The organism is Haloarchaeobius amylolyticus, assembly GCF_042678045.1.
Classification (GTDB): domain Archaea; phylum Halobacteriota; class Halobacteria; order Halobacteriales; family Natrialbaceae; genus Natrinema; species Natrinema amylolyticus_A.
In genome coordinates this window covers 155,389-176,673 of record NZ_JBHUDI010000002.1, presented here as the reverse complement: position 1 = coordinate 176,673, position 21,285 = coordinate 155,389, and the positions used below count along the sequence as shown (strand labels likewise).

General features: G+C 59.3%; 15 protein-coding genes and 1 pseudogene. 1 reads left to right on the top strand and 15 read right to left on the bottom strand.

The features are described 5' to 3' along the window. Positions 1–37 precede the first annotated feature (37 nt). The 9 genes from ACFR99_RS03470 to ACFR99_RS03430 all read right to left on the bottom strand — a co-directional run bounded on the left by ACFR99_RS03470 (position 38) and on the right by ACFR99_RS03430 (position 12,604). Positions 38–1,021 carry an ornithine cyclodeaminase family protein gene (locus tag ACFR99_RS03470; protein WP_390284414.1) on the bottom strand — a complete coding sequence of 328 codons (984 nt, stop codon included), beginning with the start codon at positions 1,019–1,021 and terminating at the stop codon, positions 38–40. 91 nt (positions 1,022–1,112) lie between these two features. Further along, a complete protein-coding gene (locus tag ACFR99_RS03465) occupies positions 1,113–2,561 on the bottom strand; it encodes an aldehyde dehydrogenase family protein (RefSeq protein WP_390284412.1) in 1,449 nt (482 codons plus the stop codon). Positions 2,562–2,797: 236 nt separating this feature from the next. After that, positions 2,798–3,763 carry a hypothetical protein gene (locus ACFR99_RS03460; RefSeq protein WP_390284410.1) on the bottom strand — a complete coding sequence of 322 codons (966 nt, stop codon included), beginning with the start codon at positions 3,761–3,763 and terminating at the stop codon, positions 2,798–2,800. Then, positions 3,760–5,343, bottom strand: a complete 1,584-nt coding sequence (locus tag ACFR99_RS03455; RefSeq protein ID WP_390284408.1) for a hypothetical protein — start codon at positions 5,341–5,343, stop codon at positions 3,760–3,762. Before ACFR99_RS03455 ends, ACFR99_RS03460 begins: the two co-directional genes overlap by 4 nt. A 260-nt stretch (positions 5,344–5,603) precedes the next feature. Beyond that, entirely contained in the window at positions 5,604–7,226 is a 1,623-nt protein-coding gene (locus tag ACFR99_RS03450; RefSeq protein ID WP_390284406.1) for a BCCT family transporter, read from the bottom strand. Between the two features lie 355 nt (positions 7,227–7,581). Continuing rightward, entirely contained in the window at positions 7,582–7,956 is a 375-nt protein-coding gene (locus tag ACFR99_RS03445; protein WP_390284404.1) for a RidA family protein, read from the bottom strand. A gap of 270 nt (positions 7,957–8,226) precedes the next feature. After that, positions 8,227–8,994, bottom strand: coding sequence for an IclR family transcriptional regulator (locus ACFR99_RS03440; protein WP_390284402.1), 768 nt, complete (start codon positions 8,992–8,994; stop codon positions 8,227–8,229). A gap of 462 nt (positions 8,995–9,456) precedes the next feature. Further along, positions 9,457–10,602 (bottom strand): dipeptidase, encoded by a 1,146-nt coding sequence (locus tag ACFR99_RS03435; protein ID WP_390284400.1) that lies wholly within the window; start codon positions 10,600–10,602, stop codon positions 9,457–9,459. Positions 10,603–10,813: 211 nt separating this feature from the next. Then, positions 10,814–12,604: an aldehyde ferredoxin oxidoreductase family protein gene (locus ACFR99_RS03430; protein WP_390284398.1), complete on the bottom strand. Its 1,791-nt coding sequence runs from the start codon at positions 12,602–12,604 to the stop codon at positions 10,814–10,816. Positions 12,605–12,686: 82 nt separating this feature from the next. On the opposite strand from ACFR99_RS03430, the pseudogene ACFR99_RS03425 reads away from it, so the two are divergent. Further along, positions 12,687–13,287 (top strand): annotated as a pseudogene (locus ACFR99_RS03425) (IS6 family transposase). Positions 13,288–14,173: 886 nt separating this feature from the next. On the opposite strand, the gene ACFR99_RS03420 reads toward ACFR99_RS03425, so the two are convergent. The 6 genes from ACFR99_RS03420 to ACFR99_RS03395 form a co-directional block, all read right to left on the bottom strand. Beyond that, positions 14,174–15,340, bottom strand: coding sequence for a phenylacetate--CoA ligase family protein (locus tag ACFR99_RS03420; protein WP_390284396.1), 1,167 nt, complete (start codon positions 15,338–15,340; stop codon positions 14,174–14,176). 161 nt (positions 15,341–15,501) lie between these two features. After that, the gene (locus ACFR99_RS03415; RefSeq protein ID WP_390284394.1) at positions 15,502–16,551 is read right to left on the bottom strand and encodes a branched-chain amino acid ABC transporter permease; all 1,050 of its coding nucleotides are present in this window, start codon (positions 16,549–16,551) and stop codon (positions 15,502–15,504) included. A gap of 87 nt (positions 16,552–16,638) precedes the next feature. Next, a complete protein-coding gene (locus tag ACFR99_RS03410) occupies positions 16,639–17,553 on the bottom strand; it encodes a branched-chain amino acid ABC transporter permease (RefSeq protein ID WP_390284392.1) in 915 nt (304 codons plus the stop codon). Further along, positions 17,546–19,615, bottom strand: coding sequence for an AMP-binding protein (locus ACFR99_RS03405; protein ID WP_390284390.1), 2,070 nt, complete (start codon positions 19,613–19,615; stop codon positions 17,546–17,548). Before ACFR99_RS03405 ends, ACFR99_RS03410 begins: the two co-directional genes overlap by 8 nt. Positions 19,616–19,617: 2 nt before the next feature. Next, a complete protein-coding gene (locus tag ACFR99_RS03400; RefSeq protein ID WP_390284388.1) occupies positions 19,618–20,454 on the bottom strand; it encodes an ABC transporter ATP-binding protein in 837 nt (278 codons plus the stop codon). A gap of 9 nt (positions 20,455–20,463) precedes the next feature. Beyond that, complete coding sequence (locus tag ACFR99_RS03395; RefSeq protein ID WP_390284386.1) at positions 20,464–21,285, bottom strand: ABC transporter ATP-binding protein; 822 nt, start codon at positions 21,283–21,285, stop codon at positions 20,464–20,466.

Below are 21,285 nucleotides of genomic sequence, written 5' to 3'. Positions count from 1 at the left end.
TCGAACTCAGATCCGTCGTTCTTCGATCGTCCCCGCGTCAGACGAAATTGAATTCTTCGCCGATGACGTCCTCGGTTCCGTTCCGGTACACGTGTTCCGCAATGGCGACATCGATCGATCCGAGTCCGATCGGCGTGAAGACGACGCGATCGTCTCCCTGTATCCGTCCATCGTATCCTCCATCGATCACGTCTCCGATCGTCGCATCGACATCGGATCGTGTCAACTCGTTCCGGTCGACCAGATCCGACAGCGCACCCCGCTGGAAACACTGCTCGACGTGGTCTACGATGACGTGATCGGCATCGAGGATCGTACGATCGGATAGTTCTTGATACGTTCCCAACGCGATGATCAGTTCCGAACCGTCGAGCGCGTCGTCACTCAACACGGGCGTTTTCGAGTTCGTGACGGTCAATATCGCATCACTCTGGGCCGTCGCCGCCGGTGTGTCACACACGACGATCTCGGCGTCGGTCCGTGGATCGAGGCTCGTAGCGAGCGACCGAGAAGCCGTGTCGTCGATATCGTACAAATAGAACGTGTCTACGTCCAGAAGTTCGTCGATCACCTGAAGCTGGAATCGGGCCTGATATCCCGCACCGAGAACGCCGATCTCTGCAGGCCGGGACGGTCGGAGATGTTGTAACCCGACAACCGACTGGATCGCCGTCCGAACTCCCGTTATGTACATTCCCTCCAATATGGATTTGAACCGCCCCTCTTCCAGATCGAAAAGGAGGATCAACGAACTGATCGGCGTCCCCGTTTCGAGATCCCAGTTCGCGACGGCCCACTTCACACCCGCGACGTCCAACCAGTCCACGTACGCAGGCATGTCGATCGCGAAGGCGTTCAGATCCGGCCACTCGCCATCGTCGCCCATGTGCATTCCCAGCTTCGGTGGGTTCACTACTCTGCCCTGGGCGAGTTCGCGATACGTTTGTTCCGCTAACTCGAGTGCGTGATCGAAGTCTAGACGTCGTTGGACGTCACCTTCTGAAAACAGCTTCGTAGACATTGGTCGTAGGTACCAAATGTCTGATGGGCTATTCAATAATGGTTTCGACTTGGCGGCCGATCGACGATCGCGTTAACCCGCGTTGTCCGCGTTACGGATCCGACCTGTAGATGACTTTCTCGTGTGTGTAAAACTCGTGGGCTCGTTGTCCCATTTCTTTGTGCGTTTCCGACGACGATGCTTTCATCCCGCCGAAGGGCATCTGGATCTGCGATCCAGTAGTGGTCCCGTTTACTTTGACGACACCGGCTTCGACCTGTCGGGTGAATGCACGTGACGACGTCATGTCGCTGGTGAAGATGCTGGCGGACAGCCCGTACGTGACGTCGTTGGCGACCTCGACGGCCTCGTCGAAATCGGCGACCTCGATGATGCCGAGCACCGGGCCGAAGACCTCCTCCTGTGCGATGCGCATGTCGGACTCGACGCCGGTGAAGACCGTCGGCTCGATGAAGTAGCCCGTCTCCATGTCCTCCGGCCGACCGCCGCCCGTGAGCAGCGTCGCACCCTCCTCTTTCGCGATTTCGATGTACTCGAGGTTGGTTTCGTTCTCCGCTGCCGAGACGGCTGGGCCCATATCCGGATCGTTCATCCCCGGGCCGATCGAGAGCGCGTTCGCGCGTTCGACGACGGCGTCGGTCAGTTCGGCGGCGACGTCCTCGTGGACGATGAGTCGACTGGTCGCAGTACAGGCCTGCCCAGTTCCACCACAGGAGCCGCCGATGGCGGCCTCGGCCGCGGCCTCAAGGTCTGCATCCGGGAGCACCACCAGGGGGTTCTTGCCGCCCATTTCGGTCTGAATCGGGATGCCACGATCCGCCACTGTCTTCTGGATGTGCCGTCCGGTACCAGTCGAACCAGTAAAGGAGACGCCGTCGACAGCTTCGTGAGTCGTGAGGTGATCGCCCACGGTCGACCCGGAGCCGACGACGAGGTTGACGACACCATCCGGAACGCCAGCATCCGCCAGGAGTTCGACCAGCCGCTTTGCGATCATCGGCGTTTCGGACGAGGGTTTGAGGACGACGGTATTGCCAGTCGCGAGCGCCGTCGCGAGTTTCCAACTCGGCGTCGCGATAGGGAAGTTCCACGGGGAGATGAGCGTCACGACGCCGAGGGGCTCCCGGATCGTGTACGTGAACGTGTCCGGATCGTTAGAGGGAACGGTGTCACCGGTCGCATTGCGAGCGTCGTTCGCGAAGAATCGGAAGATCTCCGCGGCCCGTGACACCTCCCCGCGACTCGAGGAGATCGGCTTTCCTTCCTCTCGAGTGAGCGTCTCGGCGAGCGAGTCGAGTTGTGCTTCGATCCGATCCGCAGCGTCGTACAGGATCGCCTCGCGGTCAGCAGGCGCCATCGCTGCCCATTGATCACTGGCTGCTTCAGCGGCGTCGACTGCAGCTCTCGCTTGCTCCTGGTCCGCGCCGGGGAACGAGACGATCGGCTCGTCCGGTTCAGCGGGGTTTCGGACCGTTATTTCGTCGTTGCTTTCGCCCTCGATCCAACTACCGTCGATGTACTGATACGTAGTGTCTCTCATGGATATCGCTAACCTGGCGCGTGTGACCGGATTCGACCGTGTGAGTGAGAACCGGGGTCTCCCGAAGTGAACTCACTCGCACTGTACGGCGACAGGTCCACGGTCTATGCCGGCATCATGAACGGATAACATCGATCGTCTCATAAAGCCGTCGGTCGGGATAGCGTGTCAACCATCGCGTGAAGGACACGAGCAAGTGAGGAGACGTCGAACGATGCTCGAATGCACACCTTCGCCTACTTGTCGAGCTCGTTCAGGCCGAATCCTGCGCCTTCCTCAGATCCCTCGAACGGAGGCGCGAGGATGCCGTTACTGAACTCGAAGACGTCACGCCACATCTCCCGCTCGACTTCGACGCCGTTCTGCAGCAACGTATCGATTCGATCCGTGATCGTGTTCGGATCGAACACCTGGGTGAACGCCGTCTCTCGGTCACGGACGAACCCCTCCACGACGTTCCCGACCTCGTCGGACTGGGCCGGATGTGACGGATCGATACAGACGACGAGGAGCCCTGGCTGATCGACCTGGCCGTCTCCTGTAGGTTCCGTCGCCTGCCGGACGAGTCGATCGAGCAACCGTGCGTCGGCGGTGGAGTGGCGCTCGTCCTCCGCGGGGTTCACGAACATCGCCTGCGTGAGCGGAGTCTGCCGACGTCCGTGGGCTCCGGCGTCGATCACCTCCAGGATACGGTCGTAGCTCACTGATGGAGACTCTATCTCCGTCTCAGCGATCAGCGGGAGTGGTTGCATGGGCGTGCCCAGCACCGTCCTCGCGTTCCCGCTACCGTCGGCGTACAGCACCGCGGAAACGTACCCCCGCTCCGCTGCGTGGTAGGCGGCATGACCGAGCGTGGGGAGGCTGTCATCGTCTTCTTCCGTCGTCACGTGCGTGACTCCAATGCCGTGTTCGCTGGCCTGCGCACAGCTCAGATCGAGCGCCGGGGTGCTCGAGACCACGACCGGCTGGCTCTCGCCGTCGAGAAGGGACGTCATGGAGTCGCGTTCCCGCAGGCTCATCGTCGTCGGGTCGATATCCTCGAGTTCGTCTAAGAGCGTATGGAGGGTCGTGAGACCCGATCCCTTATAGGATTCTGCCCACCAGATAGACTTCGCGTTCGCCTTGGCGTTCGCTTCGGAGCAGCCCGCAGCCCAGAAGCACCGCTGGGAGAGCCGGTGAACCTCCCTGACACTCAAAATCATTCGTCTCCCCTCCATTGGTCGGCTCGTTCGGGCCGTGATGGATACGTCCAGTACGGCGCCTCCTCGCCGTCTAGCTCCGAGACCAGCGGGGCTCCCTGGAAGAACGTGCCCCGTACCCAGCCCATGGACTTGGGATGGGTCTTCGAGATGCCCCAGAACGATTTGAGAAGGGAGATGAAATACAACGGGACGAAATCCCCGTCCAGCGGATTGCCCCGGACCTCCGCGTAGGGAAGGCCGTGCAAGCTCTGTATCCGCTCGACGATCGACCGGTGTTCAGGATAGGAAAACAGGAACTCCGCGACGGTGTCCGTCGGCGACCACTCCTGGAGGTCACGCTCGAGCCCCTGGACCTGACGGGCGATGTCGACGGGAAGTTCGTACTCCTCGGCGTCGTGTTCGCCCCGGATCCCGATCCGTGGCTCCTCGTTGTCCACCGATCGGTACCAGAAGCGCCGCTGAGCGCCTGGCTCGCCGAAGTCGATGTCGAGCGCCCACTGGTAGCTCGAGTCGATGTACGACTGGAGGGTGGCGATCCGCATCTCGGGGACGAGGTCCGTCTTCTCGGAGGTGATCAACGCCGACTCGAGGCCGCGAGATGCGTCCGGGTAGACGTCGAGCAGCAACGAGTGGAGCACTTCCTGCGTTTCCGCTTCCAACTCGCGTTCGGCCCAAGTACACAGCCGCTTCCACAGGGTCGTTCCGTCGCTCTCGAGCGTCTCGACCGTTCGTTCGATCCGATCCAGGCCCTCGGCGATCCTATCTTTCGACATGAAGTACTCGTTCGTCTCACTGTTGTCCTCGGAGAACCACTGCTTTGCCCTCGCGAGGACCTCGGTGAACCGCTCGAGGTCGGCGTCGGTGGCTTCGTTCCCCTTTGCCCGGGCCAGGGCGACCTCTCTGGCTCGAAGCCACGCGTTGATCTGCCGTGGGTGGTTCACCACGTACATGATACAGCCGACCCCGGAGGAGTTGCCCGTCCCGAGATAGCGTTTGATATCGTCGTCCAGAGAGACGGCCTCGGAACTCCGGGCGGCCGCCATCTCTTCGGCCAGGTCGTATCCGAAGACCCGCAGCATGTAGACGGCGAGCATCTGCGGCAAATACGGCGCTTTCAGCGGGTGGTCGTCGTCCATCGCCGAGAACATCTTGGTGGCGTTGTGACCGTTCCCGTAGTAGCCGGACGACCGCATCAGGTACCCTCCCTCGGACAGAAAGTCGATGTCGGGCTGGTGACCAGCGGCGAGCGAATCGACGACGTGATCGAAGAAGCGCGAACTGCGGTTCGCTCGCACCCAGATCAGGACCTCGGGACCGGCACGGCCCTCGATCACCTTCGGGAGTTCCTCGTACTGAGCCTCCATGAACGCCGGGCTCACCTCCCCTTCACAGAGGAACGCCCACATGTCCCACTCCTGGGCGATGATCCGATCAGTATTCTCGTCGTCGCTCGAGGTTCTCGAAAAAACGCCAAAGGAGAACCGGCGCGACGGCGTTTCGATAGCGTACACGAAGCGGCCGACGCCTTCCTCGTCGATGTCGACACGCTCCAGACGCACGTCCCACCCCTCGTCTACCATTCGATCGATCAATAAACGCGCAAAACTCAACCGCGTCTGTTTGAGCGCGCCCAGTCGCTCGGGACGCATCAAATTCGCCGGATCGCGCAGCGAATCCGGTGTACACGAGTGTTTCCCTTGCATGGAATCTATCACGAACTGTGTTGAGGGTTTTCGGGTTAATATCTTTCGTCTATCGGTGTTTCCTGGGAAATCGATTCCGTCCAGTTGGTGAGCGATCGGGGGACTGTCGCGAGCGGTGTCATCCAATGGGACGGACGTCAGTCGTCGTCGGTTACGTTCTTCGTGGTCACGATCTCATCCGTCTCCTGTCGTTCGGGATGGCGGAACCACGTGGCGCCGTCTTGGAATAGACTGCTCCCGTGTTCCTTACCGAGTTGCCGAGCGAAGAGGAGCATGGCGACGAGACAGACTACCGCGAACGGCGCGCCGGTGATGATGACCGACGATCGGAGCGCTTCGGCGCCGCCGAGGACGACGAGAATCGAAGCGATGATTCCCTGGAGCACACCCCAGAACAGCCGGTTGAGCCTGGATGGATCGGCCTTTCCGCCGGTCGTGAGCATCGCGACCGCGAGCGTCGACGAGTCGGCTGACGTTGCGAAAAACGTCACGACGAGGGTGAAAAAGACCACTGTCCAGAGTTCACCGAGCGGTAGCGAACCGAAGAGCACGTAGCCGGAGACGCCATCGCCGTACTGTTCGATCGCACCGAGGATGTCGACGACGCCGAGATGCTGGAGCCAGACCGACGCGCCACCGACCACGGAGAACCACACGACCGAGACGGTCGTCATGGCGATAAACGCCGTGAAGACGACCTCCCTGATCGTTCGTCCCTTGGAGATACGTGCCAGGAACAGTCCGACGAACGGTGCCCAGGCGATCCACCACGACCAGTAAAACACCGTCCAGAACGACGTCCAGGTGGCACCTCCCTCCGTTCCGGCTCCGGAGAACAGGCTCATCCGGAAGAAATTATCCGCGTACGTCCCGACGGACATCGCTCCGGTATTCAGGACTGCGAGGGTCGGGCCCAGGACCAGCGCGACACCGAGGAGCAGTCCCATCATGCCGAGGTTGAAATCGGACAGTCGCCGAATGCCTCGGTCAACCCCGAGCAGCAGCGAAGTGACGAAGATCACAGTAATCCCGGCGACCGCCAGCACCGTCTCAGCATCGCCGAAGCCGATCCCGGTCTGGAACTCGACCCCGGTCAACAGCTGCGTCGCGATAAACCCCAGTCCGGTCGCGATACCACCGAGGGTGGCGATCACGGCCAGCGTGTCGATTGTCTTCCCGACGACACCGTCGAGTCCGTCCTCCCCCAGGACCGGATACAGTATCGTCGATGTCCGGAACGGTGCACCCTCCCTGTAACAGTAGTACGCGATGGGAATCCCGATCGCGAGATAGCCCGCCCACGCGCTGATCCCGTAATGGAAGATCGAGTACGCGATCGCCGGGACGATGGCTTCCTGGGTCCCTCCCTCGATACCGCCGAAGAGCGCAGGTGGGTTCGAATAGTGGAGCAACGACTCGACTGGGCCGAAAAAGACGATTCCGGCCGAGAGTCCGGCTGACCAGAACATCGCGAAGTACGAGAAGTAGCTGTACTCGGGGTCGCCGTCGCCGAGTTTGATGCTCCCGTACTTGCTGAACATCAGCCAGAGCCCGATGAGGACGATAATGAACACCGAGTAGAGGTACAGCCAGGCGAGCCCCTCGCCGAAGATGACGAAGGCCGAGTTGATCTGTTCTTGGACCCATTCCGTCCGTACCGCCGCCATGACGATAAACACCAGCGTCACTCCTGCTCCGACGATGAATGGGATCGGGTCGATCTCTTCAACGAACCGTCTTACCGCTCCTTTGCCTTCCATTGACATACCGGATTATAGTTCATGGCTTATGGCCCACACATATATATTTTACCCATCCGTGTTCGGGTACGCCGAGAAACCGAGAGACATCTCTCCACTGATGAAGTTATCGGAATACACGTGAGAGTACGTATCCCGAGCTCTCCCCAGATCTTATTCGACGCCGGTTGATTCCCTTCTTTCCGGCAGAAGGCATCGGGCGAGCACGATGTCGTCCACCGCTATCGCACAATCGACAGGGATCAGAGGTAGCTGTCCTCAGACGAGATATCGTGCGTCAACGGCGATGCTATCGTTGCAAGCGGCATGATTACCGGGTCGAATCAGCGATTACGAAAAGTGACCGACGGCCGACTTAGGCCGCCGCGACGATGTCGATTTCGACCTTGATGTCGCCCGCCAGATTGTCAACCTCGACAGCACACCGCGCTGGGAACGGTTCGCCGACGTACTCCCCGTAGACCTCGTTGACGGCGCCTAAGTCGTCGATGTCGGTGACGTAGACGGTCGCTTTTACGATCTCTTCGCAGCTCGAATCCGCGGCCGAAAGGATCGCCTCGATGTTCTCGAAGATCTGTTCAGTCTGTTCGCCGGGGTCATGACTGACCACTTCCCCGGTTTCCGGGTCCCGCGGCGACTGTGCAAGGTAGATCGAGTTGCCATGTTTCGTAGCCTGTCCGATCGGAAGCCCGTCGAATGACGGCGCCGCATCTGTTTCTATATGCTCCATGGTGGCACAGATTCAGTTCTCCTAAAAAAGCATTACTATCCATTATGCGGCGGTGGCCAGAGAAGGGGCGGAAAGTTCGGCTCGGACAGAAGAAGCAGGTACTCGTTCCGGCGATTCCGCCACCGACGATAACGGGATCTACCTAGACAGGGAGTTCGGTTCGCATAACCGGTCGGTGGGATACTCGAACTAACCGTTCGGGCCTCGATCCGAGCAAACAGCAACAGACCGTTTCGATCGCGCGACAGTCGCACTACCAGCCGCGGCTGTTCAGGAATACGTCATCTCGAGCCCGATCGTATCCGACGCCTCGAGAAGGAGACTCGGATACACGTCGTACAGGACATCGTCCGTCATCCTGTTTCGCGGGCCCGCGATCCCGACGGCGCCGCACACACTGCCGCCGTGCATGATCGGACTGGCGACCGCTCGAAGGTTCTCGATCGTTTCGCCGTCGTTGACGGCGTACCCCTGGTCCCTGATAAGCGCGAGTTCTTCGTACAGGTCTTCGCGGTCGGTGATCGTGTTCTCCGTGCGCTCTGGCAACCCGTAACTGTCGATAATACTCTCAATTCGCTCCTCCGGGAGGTGCGCGAGAATCGCTTTGCCCGCGGCGATGTCGTGCATCGACGTGCGTTTCCCAACTCTCCCACGGCTTTGCACCGCGTTTTCCCCTTCACTGTTCAGCAGATAGACGGCCTGTCCGTGTTCCTCGACGATGATCCACGCAACCTCCCCAGTCTCCGCCGCAATCTCCTCGGCGACCGGTTTCGACGCCTGGGTGAGGGGCTCCCGGAGTTGTGCCTCTATCCCGAGCTCGAGGAACTTCAAACTCGGTTCGTAGGCGTCTCCCTTCTTGTCCACGTATCCGTGTTTTGCCATCGTCGAGAGATATGCGTGCACAGTGCTCCGTGCGAGATCCACCTCGTCGGTTATTTCGGACACCGTCCCTCCTTCGAGCCGTCGCATGACATCGATCAGTTCGAACACGTTGTCGGCCGTTTTCACGGACCGTTCCGGATCAGAGCGGATTCCCATAGGAAGTGTATACGACTACCACAGTAAAAGCACTTGGGTTACAGCCTCCTCTGAATATAGATCAATAAACTCTAGTTCGGTATTTGCATAACAATAGTATTTATTACACTTTACAGAGATACGGTATCAGCTGGCATAGTCCTGGCGATCCCGTGCAGACCTAGCAGATATACCTCCCTTCGGAATGACGTCGCTCAGTCGAGCATGTTCGTGGCCTTGCTTTACAAAACTATATCTGTAATCCAAGCCTGGAATATTATCACTCAATCTAATCTATTCCAGCCATCCTTTACAGATCTATGTATGTAACTTCGGTTTGGAACGGAACTGCTCTGTCGAACGTTCCGGACGAAGAGTATCGTTTTATTCGCTAATTTCGATTCGGTATTTGCATATCCCGGGTAGCGAAGTAGCAACCGCTCTTTCACGACGGTACGAATTCGGACCGTTACGGCAGTCGGTCTACCGGCGGTCCGTGACGCGTTCCCAGAAATCGATGAAGTTCTCGCCCAAGATGCCCTCGACTTCCGACGTCGTGAACCGTTCCTCGAGCGCGCGCCGAACGGCCGGCCAATCCTCGTAGGTCACGAAGTCGTCGATACCGGCTGCAATCGTCCGGCGTTCGACTTTTTCTCGATCGAACCCGAGTTCGATGATGTGTTGCTTGTAGTACTCCAGTAACACGTCCGGGAACAGGCTGTCCGCCGGGAAGAAATCGGTTCCGATGCCAACGTTCTCGACGCCGAGGATCGAGGCCGCGTGGACGACGTGATCGACGAAGACATCCAGATCGGGCCGCTCGCCGGCCGGAGCGATGAACCACGGCAGACCGACGATACCCATGTAACCATCTACCGCCGCCAGCGCTTCGATCTCTTCGTCGGATTTCCCCCGGTAGTGATCGAACACGGTCTGACAGCCGGCGTGTGTGACCGCGACCGGGTCTTCGGAGTACTCGATCGTGTCGAGCGTCGTCCGTTTCCCGCAGTGAGAGAGATCGACGATTCCACCCAGCCGATTGATCCGATCGACGACGTCCCTCCCGAACGTCGAGAGCCCTCCGTCGGACGGATCGTTACAGCCGGTCGCGAGTAGGTTCTGGCGGTTGTACGTTAGCTGGAAGATCCGGACACCCTCGTTGTACAACACGTCAACCTCGTCGACGGAGCCGTCGATAGCCGCGCCGACGTTTTGCGTGTTCAGGACGATTCCGACGTCGCCGTCTTCCGGCACGCGTCGTGCCTCGCGGGGAGACGTCACCTTCTGGAGCCAGTCTGCGGCCTCGAACCGTGCCTGCCAGCGAGAGAGGTCACGTCGTTGACCGACCCGTTCGGAAAGAGACGAATCGTGGACCCACGGCGTGACGCTAAGCAGATTCACGCCCGCGGTCTCGTAGATATCCTTTACGGTATCCCGAAACTCCGGATCGCGCTCGAACCGTCTCACCTCGCGATCCCAGATCGCTTCCCAGCACTCGTCTCTGCGCTTCCCGTCGGCGACCATTTCTTCAATCGCACGATTCAGCTCGTCGCTTCCTCCGTAGGCCCTGACGACTTGCGCCCACGGGGCAGAAGCTGCGTAATCGAAGACAGGTTGATCGTTGGACACACTTCGGGACAAGCAACGGCGAGTATTAATATTTTGCCTCGTCAGGGCGCTAGACAGGGTTCGATTTCGGCTCCTCGCTCACCCGACCGACAGGCAGAAACCGAGACACAGCAGTCGATCCTTCTGGATATTCCCACCGAGTACAAGATCGCAAGCGTTCGGATCAGCCACGCCGGTAGCCGATCCATACGAACGATTGACTGACTTCGACTTACGGAGTGTCTTCGGATACCCGTGAGACCGGCGTTTCCTCGTCGGGCACGGTAGCGAGATCGAGCCGGCGAAGGAGCGCAGCGGTCGGTCGACCCTGCTGGTCCCAGTCGCGGATGGCGTAGTAGCGATCGAGTAACACGTCGAACGCGTCGGGATCGATAGCGTTGCCGTCTTTCGGGCCGCCCTCGATCGGCTCGGTCAGCGTCGTCGGCAGTTCGTCGTCCTCACGCGTGAACCCCTCGCGGACGTTGAACAGCCGGACCAGCGTCCAGATCCGCTCGCCGGCCAGTGCCAGGTCATCGGCCTCGAGGTCGTAGCCGACAGCGGTGAGCCACTCCACGACAGTGTCCGGCCGCAGAACCTCCTCGAGGAAGTCGTCGGCGATGAGACTCCACAGGACTGCCCGACGGTTCTGCTCGGCGACGACGGAGCGCACTCGCTCGTGAACGCTCCGGTGGTCGCCCGAGACGGTCTCGAGTTCGACCGGACGAGCGCGGCGATGGCAGGCTCCCCGGTCGCTGGTGGCGTATGCCAGTGCCATGGTTTCGGCGCTACGCGGGTCGTACGACGACAGTTCCATGCCCTTCACAGTCGGAATCAGGTCGTCGCCGCCGAACCGCTGGGCCGCGCCCGCGACGCCCCCGGCGAGTGCGTCGCCGAGCGGGGTCGATCGGGTGGCGATCTCTTCGATAAGCGTCCGTACGGCTTCCTCGTCACCGAACTCGAGGTCACGATGGATCAGCCCCTCCTGACTCGCCCGGACCGCCCAGGCGACCGCGTTGCCCACCGTAATGACGTCCATCCCGAGTCGATCACAGATCGTTCCAAGCGTTGCGACGGCGTTCCAGTCGTCGATACCGAGTCCAGCCCCGAGGACGATCGGTGTTGCCCCGCGGGGGACGCTCTCGCCCTCGTCGCTGTCGACGCAAAATCCACCGGGAACGGGATCATCGGGACGTTCCCGACCGGTTGCCGCTTCACGGACTCGTTCGATACCGATCTCGTCAGCGCCTTCGAAGCGGCCCGCTTGCCAGCCGTGGGTCGGTAACGCTCCAACCTCGTTCGCAAAGTCGACGGTTTCTACCGTCTCACTGGCGGCGAGCCAGCGGCCGACGTCGCTGTCGGCAAAGGCTTCCTCGCTCCGTCGTCGGAGGTCGGCCAGCTTCCCGCGTTCGGGTTCCGGCTCCGATCCGTAGACAACGACGGCCTTGAGCTTCTTCGCGCCCATTACGGTTCCTGCCCCACCCCTGCCGGCGTGGTGATCGCCGCCGTCGGAGGCGATCGTCGCGTACTGGACGCCGGCTTCTCCGGCGGGACCCACACAGGCGACGGCGGCGTCGGGAAACTGCTCGCACGTTTCCCTGGCGTCGAGTCCCCAGAGATCAGGGGCGGGCTCGAGGGTCGCCTCGCCCCCGTCGATCGAGAGCACGACCGGCTGGTCGGCCTCGCCGGTCACCAGCACGCCCATCTGGTTATCCAGAGACCCGGCTAGCAGAGCGGGAAACGTACCGCCAGCGTAGGAGTCGAGAAACGTGCCCGTCAGCGGAGACTTCGTGATAGCTGCGTACCGCTGGTCACCGGGCGTGTACCCGGTGAGCGGACCCACCACGAACAGCAGGATGTTCGCCGGTGAGTGCGGATCCGTCCCCGACTCTAACTTCTCGTAGAGATAGCGAGCACCGATTCCCTTTCCCCCGACATATCGCTCGAGCCATTGTTCGGGTATCTCCTCGCTCGTCACGCGTTCTGCAGCGAGATCGACACGAAGTATTTCGTCCGCGATGGGCATCGTAGGAATATGGTTGTTATCTGGGTTAAAACTCCCGGTGGTAAAGCCGGCGGTGTTTCGTTGTGCGTGAAAGGAGAATCGATTGTTGTGGGGGCGAGAGCAGACACTACGCCAGCCGATGGAGTGTAATATTCGACCCCTCCTCTGCTGTATTGTCTCTTTCATATACTGTTTAAAAACTCGAGAAGTTCGGTACCAAACGCAGTCGAAAGGTCGCTCATAATTGGATCCACAAATTCGATCTCCAGCCGACAGTTGACGTAATTTCGGCTCCATTGCAGTCAGCAAAACCGTGATTCAACATGTTGATTACCGCTATTGGCTGTACGTCGCTGTTGGCTCACAAAGGAACAAAACTCCCCACATACGGCCGCATTCGACGACTACAACATTTTGGCAGAACGGATTCTCCAGACACTCACTGAGAAATAGGATCTCGATTCTGTGTGTTTCTCATTAATCGAATAACACAGTGTCAGACCGCACTCCGTCGGTACGGGCTCCGATCTCGAGGCGAGAACCACGGAAATTGGAATGCTGATGAACACATTTCTCGCGAACTCAGACAACGTATCCCTTCGTTCTCGAACTGTTGTCGCCATACAAAACCGTCGACAACTGAATCGTCACTTCACACCTCTATGATCTGTTACGATGTTAGAACTGAGTACAATCAGACATGATCACAGACAGTAGCCTGTCTCTCGAGCCGTGGCGTCTCACCAACGTAACTGAAATCGCATATTTCACTCTCGCTACTCGAGCCGGTCTCAGTTCCGTCCTCAAACTACGAACCGATCTTTCACTATCTGTGAGCAGCGAGCGAATCCGCCCACCGAAAGTCCGACGACTATGGTCAGCACAACGAATTTTTTATTGGAGGCTGTGATATTCCCCGAGCTATCAAATATACTAAAGTTGCCTGCCGGCGTAAGACGATATCGAGATATGTTCCGATTGACGTCACATCGATCACGGCAACTGATACAACTAGGGTTACTGGGTATCGCCGCTCTCCTCACAGGAATGCGCATCGTTGAATACGAGTCAAGTCCCTGGGGATTGGTTCTAGCATTCGCTGTCGTGACAGCTCTCATCTTCGGTCCAATCACGTGGAGTATCCGTGATCGAATTTCCAAAGAGCAGCGAAGACGCCTCAGTTACGTTGCAACCGGTGTCGTTCTGCTTTGTGTTCCTCTCGTCATCGGACTTGGGCTCATTATTGGAGGCCTTTTACTCTTCATTGACGCCGGTGTATTCGGCAGTATCATCGGCTTTGCAGTCACGTTGTTCGTCGAGCGGGCCGGTCTCCCTGAACGGTTTCGCGGTGCGACTCAATGAACACAAATGAGTTAGCCTTTCATCAACCGCGACGCGATCCGGTTGGTTCCCGCTGTCTGCTGTAGCTCGGCTTTTTGGATCCAATTCATGAGGCTCAGGAATACCGATCCAGTAACCGCCAAAGCATGGTTGCAGAGCTACGCATACTGCTGGAATTATCTGATGTGAAAATAGCTTATACTCCACGAGACGTTTTTGCGGCCTGCAAAGCGGTTCTTGGACGAGCGATCAGTACCGATTATCGACGATACTATCACCTGGCTTTAATTTCTCGACGAGTTCGACCGTATCAGGTGTGATTAGCAGTCGGTCGCCGAGTTCGCTTGTCAGGTCGTCCTCGTCAGCGGCACCTTCACAGACGATGGTCAGATGGTCGGTGGATCCATTCTGATCGACTTCGATGCGGTACTCGCCTGTCAGACCGTCGAACGCTGCGAGTACCGTCTCGATGCTCTCGGGGTAGACCTTCACCCCTTTGACCTTGAGTCGTTCGTCGGTGCGGCCGATGACGCCGTCGGGCATGACGACCGCATCACCGCGCTGTTCGAGTTCGGCGAGATCGCCCGTCCGATAGCGGATCAGTGGCAGTCCCTCTTTTTTGACATGGGTGACGACGACTTCACCGCGTTCTCCCTCGCCGAGAACCTCGCCCGTGTCTGGGTCGATTATCTCGACGATGGCATAGTCATCGACGACGTGGAGTCCGTCTTCGGCGTCCGTTTCGGCAGCGACAGGCATGATGTGACGGGTTCCGAAGTAATCGGTCGCCGTCGAGGCATCGAGTGCTTCTTTGACTGCTGCTCGCCGGCCGGGAACGGACGTGAAGGGTTCGCCAGCCCCCACAAACGTGTCGACCTGACCACCTGCGTCACCGATCTTCAGCGCGAAGCTCGGATTGCCGATGAGCGCGTCGACATCGTACTCCGTGATGACGTCTGCGGCCTGCTCGGAGTCGCCAGGACCGAGCGGGAATACCTCTGCGCCGAGGTCCTCTAACGCCCGGTGAATAACGTATCCGGTCCCGAACAACTGGTAGCCGAACGTATTGACCACGCGGTCGCCGGATTCGATCCCGACCCGTTCGAACACGTCGGCGTTGACAGACGCTTGATGTTCGAGGTCCTCACGGGTGTCGAACACGGGTGCCAGTCCCTCGCCCATCGGCGAAAACGTCACCATGGCCGACTCCTCGTACAGGGAGCCAGTCGGTGGTTCTTCCTCGAGGTCAGCTTCCAGCGCTGGTCCCGTCGTGAACGGGAGTTCCCTGAACGCCTCCCACGAGTCGATCGCTGTCGGATCGACATCGGCCTCCGCCAGCCGTGTCTCATAGAAATCGAAGCCTGTGGCGCGTGCTAACTGCTGTTGAACGGCGTGCAACGTGGCGGAATCATACATCACAAGAGATTACGGGAACTCGATATATAAATCCAATCGTTAGTTAAATATTGGTGACATAGTGTGGGAAGAACCATCACACTGACGCACTACTATCAGTCAGTTCCGGCGCACTCGCGACCCGTCCTGAGTGCGCCGGGAAATCGTTACAGCAGACCGTATCAGTAGGCGAAGGGCCAGTTCCGCAGGTAGTCTTTTATCTGGCCCAGTGCTGCGAGGATTCCTTTCGGCTCGACGGCCAGCACCACGATGATGATGACGCCGAAGAACACCGGCTCGAGCGACGTCGCGTTAGATGCGACCGACTGCAGGAACCCCTGGAGGAACTCCTGCAGTGTCGTCACGACACCAACGCCGAGCATCGCACCCCAGACGCGGCCGAGCCCGCCAAACAGTAACATCACGTAATGCTGAAGCGTCAGGTCCAGCGTGAAATAGCCTGGGCTAATGAAGCCGATGTAGTAGCCGAACAGTCCCCCGGCCACGCCGACCATGAAACCGCCGAGCGCGAACGCCAGTAGCTTGTTCCGAAAGACGTTGATTCCGAGGACACCGGCGGACAGGTCGTTGTCGTGGATTGCCCGGAATACCTTCCCAGTCCCACTCCGGCTGAGGTTGAGTGAAACCATCGCGAACAGTAACATGAGCACTAGCGACATGAAGTACAGTTCCATATCGGTACCCGTGATGGTGAGCCATTGCCCGACGAGTCCGACTTCGAACGGCATCGTCTGCTGGGTGCCACCGTGGAGCCACTCTAGTTGGCCGTTGTTGAAGAACCACTCGGAGATGAACTGCAGTGCGAGCGTGGAGATCGCGATGTAGAACCCCTTCACGCGGAACGACGGGATGCCAAACAGCACGGCTACAGAACCGGCGAGCAGACCACCGACGACCATCGCCGGCAGTAACCCGATCTGGATGCCGAACAGGCCATCGGCCAGAATCTGACTCGTCGTGTAGGCACCGATGGCCATGAACGCTCCTTGGGCGAGAACGATCTCACCTGCGTAACCCAGGATGACGTTCAGGCCGAGGACCGCGATAGTGAAGATGTATATCTGCGTGATCGTCGATATCAGCCCGCCGTGTAACGCGAACGGGAGGATAAACGGAATCGGGAGGCCGAGCACCAGGGCGATCCGCTGGGTCCGCCAGCGGAACAGTCCCATTCGGCTCTCGTAGCTAGTGAAGTACTCACCGCAGGGCATGGATGCCTCCCTTACCCCGTGATGTGTTGCAGTACTGTGCGTGTGTCGGGACGTAGTGTGTCGTTGTCATTGGTCTCGCCGTCATTGTTAGATCCGCTCGATACGTTCCGTTCCGAACAGTCCGTGTGGCTTGATCAGGATAACCACCAGCAGGAAGATCATCGGAAGGATCTCGCCAGCGCCGGGACCGATAATATCGGTCACGTAGAAGGCACCGTACTCCTGGAGGAGGCCAACAACGAGTGCACCCAGGAACGCACCAGGGATGCTGTCGAGTCCGCCGAAGACCACCGCAGCGAAGATGATGATGCCAACTGCCTCGATGGTAAAGCCTGCGCCACCGCTGGCCATCGCCAGCAGAATACCACCGATCGCAGTGATGACGATCGACAGCGCCCACGAGATGATGATGGTCCGCTCGATGGAGACGCCAAGCACCATCGCCGCTTGCTCGTCGGCTGCTGCGGCTCGCAGGATCGAACCGGTCACCGTGTACCGGAAGAACAGCATCAGCGAGATGACGACCGCCAGCGACAGGATGACGCCGAGCGTGAACGAAGCACCGATCGACGCTCCGAGCGGGAGCTGGACACTCCATCCCGGCTTGAGCGCGGCCGGGTACGACCGGAAGTTCGGGCCGACCAGGAACCGCAACAGGCCACTGAAGATCCCACCGAGCGCGAGCGTCACGATGATAACCGACAGCACGGGTTCGCCGATGAAGTGGCGGAAGATCACGCGTTCGAGCACGAGTCCGAGCACGAACCCGAGGATGATAGTAGCCAGTATCGCGACGGTGGCCGGTAAGTTCAGGCCCAGAATCGATGGTGTCGCGAAGATCACGACACCGTAGGCACCGATGAGTGCCAACTGCCCCTGTGCGAAGTTGAGCACGCCAGTGACCTTGTAGATGAGCGAAAAGCCCATCGCCACGAGCGAGTACAACGCGCCGAGGCCGATTCCAGCCACCGTGATGCTGAAGATGGTGCTGACGTCAACCATCGAGCTGCCCTCCGTCGACCGTGCCAGCAACCGGTTGGTCGACGTCGATGACACGCATCTCACCGTGCTCGCGCGATTCTTTCCCATTCTGGTAGGTGATTGTAAGGTCCATTTCAACGGTCTCTTGTTCCGCGAAGATTCCATCGAGGAGCTGATCGTAGCGTTCGGTGACCACTTCGCGACGGATCTTTCCAGTTCGAGTGAGTTCGCCGTCGTCGGCGTCGAACTCCTTGAAGAGGTTGACGAAACTCGTGATCTCGACGTCGTCGAGCCGTTCATTCGTCTCTTCGACGACGCCCCGAATGAGTTCCAGTACCTCAGGTTTTTGCGTCAGGTCGCGGTAACCAGTGTACTGAATATCACGCTGATCTGCCCACTCTGCGACGTTGTCGTAGCGGATGTTGATAATCGCCGACAGTGACTCTCGTCCGTCGCCGACGACCAGCACCTCCTTGATGTAAGGGTTGAACTTCAGCTTCGTCTCGACGCTGATAGGTGCGATTGGCGTGCCATCCGAGAGTTCCAGCACGTCGTCCATCCGATCGAACACCTTGACGTGACCGTCTTCGGTAAGCGCACCGAAGTCGTCGGTGTGGAGCCATCCGTCCTCAAGGGCGCTCTCGGTTTTTTCGGGCTGGTTGTAGTAGCCGCTCGTCGCGACAGGGCCGCGAACGACGAGTTCCCCGCTCGTCGTGATACCGACCTCGACGTTCGGGAACACTTCTCCCACCGTGTCGATGTCGATGTCGCCGTCACGGTGCATCGTCACGAACCCGCACACCTCGGACTGGCCCCAGATCTGTTTCAGCGGGACGCCCAGTGCATGGTAGTACTGGAAGTGGTCTTCGCCGAGTGGGCCACCACCGGTGTACACGTTCTTCGCACGCTTGAGACCGATCTTGTCGAGGATCGGTCTGTAGGCCGCCCAGTAGGACAGCCAGTGCAGCACCTTCAGCGACATCGGCGGTTCCTCGCCGCTTTTGTCACCGCTTATGTACTCGGCGTACCGGTCGCCAACACTCATCGCCTTGTCGTACACCCAGCGTTTCAGTCGGCTGGTGTTCTCGATTTTGGCCTTGATGTCGGCGACCCATCCTTCGTAGGAGTGCGGCGACGAGAAGATGATCTCGGGGCCGATCTCCCGGAGGTCCTCCGACTCTGTAGCCGGCTCTTCCGGGAAGTTAGCAGTCCAACCGCCGACGAACGCCGCGGCGATCAGGATCATCTGCTCACCGACCCACGCCATCGGGAGATACGAGAAGTAATCGCTTTCTTTCGGGAGCGGATCGATCTCGATAGCCGCCTTCGCGAGGTTGAGGAAGTTGAAGTGGCTGAGTTTGACGCGTTTCGGCATCCCGGTCGTCCCGCTGGTCGGCGACAGCATCGCCAGCAGCTGCGGGTCGATATTCGAGATCCGATCGGCCAGGTAGCTGTCGGTCACGTCTCCGGTGTCCAGCCGTTCTCGGCCGCGGGATTCGATCTCGTCATAAGAGACGATCTCGACGTCTTCCTCGTCACCGTAGCGGAACATCCCTCGCTCGTCGCGGTAGACGATCGTCTCGAGCGACTCGGCCATATCCGTCACCTTGAGCAGCTTGTCGACCATCTCCTGGTCTTCGGCGTAGGCGACCGTCGGCTCAATGAGGTCAAGCTGCTTGCCGATGTCCTCGGGAAGCATCTCCTCGTAGTTCGGCGCGGCAATGCCACCGAGCGACTGTGCAGCCATCCACGACCACAGCTGGTGTGGGCGGTTGTACCCGATGGTGAACAGGACGTCTTCCTCGCCAAACCCGATGTCATCCAGTCCGAGTGCAAACCACTTCACTCGGTCGTAGTACTCTTCCCAGGTGAACTCCTGCCAGACACCGTACTGTTTCCAGCGCAGGGCGATGTCGGTACCGTGTTTCTCGACGTGATCGAGCAGGATCTCCGGCAGTGCCTTGTCGTCGACGATCTCGACGTCGTCGCCGTTGGGTGCGGTGATGATCCGGTCGATCGAAAGTTCGCCTGCGTCCGAATCCACATCCGTGTCCGTGTCAAATTTCGTTTCCTTGGCCGTCATGATCAGTCAACCCCCGTGTAGACGCGACGGACCTCGGGATCTTCCACGACTGCAGCAGGCGGTCCACGCGCGAGGAGGCCGCCCTTCTGGAGAACAATCATCCGGTCGGAAACGTCCGTCACGACTTCCAGGTCGTGTTCGATCATCACAATGGTGAGTCCCTCCTCCTCATACAGGTCGGTGATGTAGCGGATCATGTCATACTTCTCGTCAAAAGTCAGTCCACTCATCGCTTCGTCGAGGAGGAGCACGTCCGGCTCGAGCGCGAGCGACCGTGCGAGATCGACGCGACGGCGGATCCCCAACGGGAGTCCGGAGATCTTGCTGTGACGGTGTTCCCAGAGTTCGAGGTAGTCGAGAATTTCCTCGACACGACGCATGTTCTGGGCTTCTATCTTTCGGCCGGAGCCGTAGAACGTGAGCGCCTGCAATATGTTCGGCTGTTGCTTGACGGCTCTGACCGTCATGACGTTCTCGAGGACGTCCTCGCTCTCGAACAGTTCTAGTCCCTGGAAGGTACGGCCCAGCCCACGGCGGGCACGCTTGTAGGATTTCAGTGCAGTGACGTCCTGCCCGTTGAGGTAGACCTTCCCACCTGGATCCGGGTCGTAGAACCCGTTGAGGATGTTCAGCAACGTCGTCTTCCCTGCACCGTTCGGGCCGACGATAGAGATCCACTCCCCTTCGTCGATCCCGATCGAAACGTCGTCGACGGCAGTCACGGCACCGAACGTTTTGGTCACGTCGTTGCAACCCAGGACAGCCTGTTCGGGTGGTACTTTCGGTCCACCTCGGAGGTCGAGGTTCGGTTCGGTTGTCGTTGTTGTTTCGCTACTCATAGTCTCGAATCAGGTCCACCGCTTGCGCATCTTGTAGTGTTTGATGTCCGTGTACCGGCCTTCGTCGCGGCTGGTTCCGAGGTAGAACTCCTTGATCTCCTCGCGGTTCATCAGTGTCTCGGCCGGATCCTGCAGTTCGACCTGTCCGTTTTCCAGAACATAGCCGTAATCTGCGATCTCGAGCGTGCGTTTGGCGTTCTGGTCGGCTACGATCATGGTGATATCCTCCTTTCTATTGATCTCGACCAGCGTCTCGAAGATGTCCTGGACCAGCTTCGGTGCCAGCCCGAGCGACGGCTCGTCAAGCAACAACAGCTTCGGACGGTGGATCAGCGCACGGGCGATAACGAGCATCTGCTGTTCGCCGCCACTGGTGTATCCCGCCTTGAGATCGAGGATGTCCTCCAGCTGGGGGAAGTACTCGAAGGCGAGTTCGTAGTCCTCCTCGCTGTAAGACAGGCGTCGCCCGCCCCGATACAGCCCACACCGGAGATTCTCCTCTACCGTGAGGTCCTCGAACGATCGCCGCCCCTCGAGGATGTGGGTCACCCCTTCGCTCACCATTCGGTTGGTGTCGGCGTTGGTCACGTCGTTGCCCTCGTAGCGGACGGTGCCGCGTGTAACCTCCCCGCGTTCGGTCAGCCCGATACCCGAAATCATCTTCAGGATGGTGCTCTTGCCTGCACCGTTGGGGCCGAGCAGTGCCACGATGTCGCCTTCGTTGGCCTCCATCGAAACGCCCTGGACAGCCAGGAAGTGACGGTCGTACACGATTTCGACGTTATCGAGTTCGACGACGGGAGGCGATGAGGTAGTATCGCCGGCAGTCAT

What these genes read in the sequence shown, in the direction of transcription:
- ACFR99_RS03470 (WP_390284414.1), bottom strand. Translation starts at nt 1,021, where the DNA reads ATGTCTACGAAGCTGTTTTCAGAAGGTGACGTCCAACGACGTCTAGAC.
- ACFR99_RS03465 (WP_390284412.1), bottom strand. Translation starts at nt 2,561, where the DNA reads ATGAGAGACACTACGTATCAGTACATCGACGGTAGTTGGATCGAGGGC.
- ACFR99_RS03460 (WP_390284410.1), bottom strand. Translation starts at nt 3,763, where the DNA reads ATGATTTTGAGTGTCAGGGAGGTTCACCGGCTCTCCCAGCGGTGCTTC.
- ACFR99_RS03455 (WP_390284408.1), bottom strand. Translation starts at nt 5,343, where the DNA reads ATGGTAGACGAGGGGTGGGACGTGCGTCTGGAGCGTGTCGACATCGAC.
- ACFR99_RS03450 (WP_390284406.1), bottom strand. Translation starts at nt 7,226, where the DNA reads ATGGAAGGCAAAGGAGCGGTAAGACGGTTCGTTGAAGAGATCGACCCG.
- ACFR99_RS03445 (WP_390284404.1), bottom strand. Translation starts at nt 7,956, where the DNA reads ATGGAGCATATAGAAACAGATGCGGCGCCGTCATTCGACGGGCTTCCG.
- ACFR99_RS03440 (WP_390284402.1), bottom strand. Translation starts at nt 8,994, where the DNA reads ATGGGAATCCGCTCTGATCCGGAACGGTCCGTGAAAACGGCCGACAAC.
- ACFR99_RS03430 (WP_390284398.1), bottom strand. Translation starts at nt 12,604, where the DNA reads ATGCCCATCGCGGACGAAATACTTCGTGTCGATCTCGCTGCAGAACGC.
- ACFR99_RS03420 (WP_390284396.1), bottom strand. Translation starts at nt 15,340, where the DNA reads ATGTATGATTCCGCCACGTTGCACGCCGTTCAACAGCAGTTAGCACGC.
- ACFR99_RS03415 (WP_390284394.1), bottom strand. Translation starts at nt 16,551, where the DNA reads ATGCCCTGCGGTGAGTACTTCACTAGCTACGAGAGCCGAATGGGACTG.
- ACFR99_RS03410 (WP_390284392.1), bottom strand. Translation starts at nt 17,553, where the DNA reads ATGGTTGACGTCAGCACCATCTTCAGCATCACGGTGGCTGGAATCGGC.
- ACFR99_RS03405 (WP_390284390.1), bottom strand. Translation starts at nt 19,615, where the DNA reads ATGACGGCCAAGGAAACGAAATTTGACACGGACACGGATGTGGATTCG.
- ACFR99_RS03400 (WP_390284388.1), bottom strand. Translation starts at nt 20,454, where the DNA reads ATGAGTAGCGAAACAACAACGACAACCGAACCGAACCTCGACCTCCGA.
- ACFR99_RS03395 (WP_390284386.1), bottom strand. Translation starts at nt 21,285, where the DNA reads ATGACTGCCGGCGATACTACCTCATCGCCTCCCGTCGTCGAACTCGAT.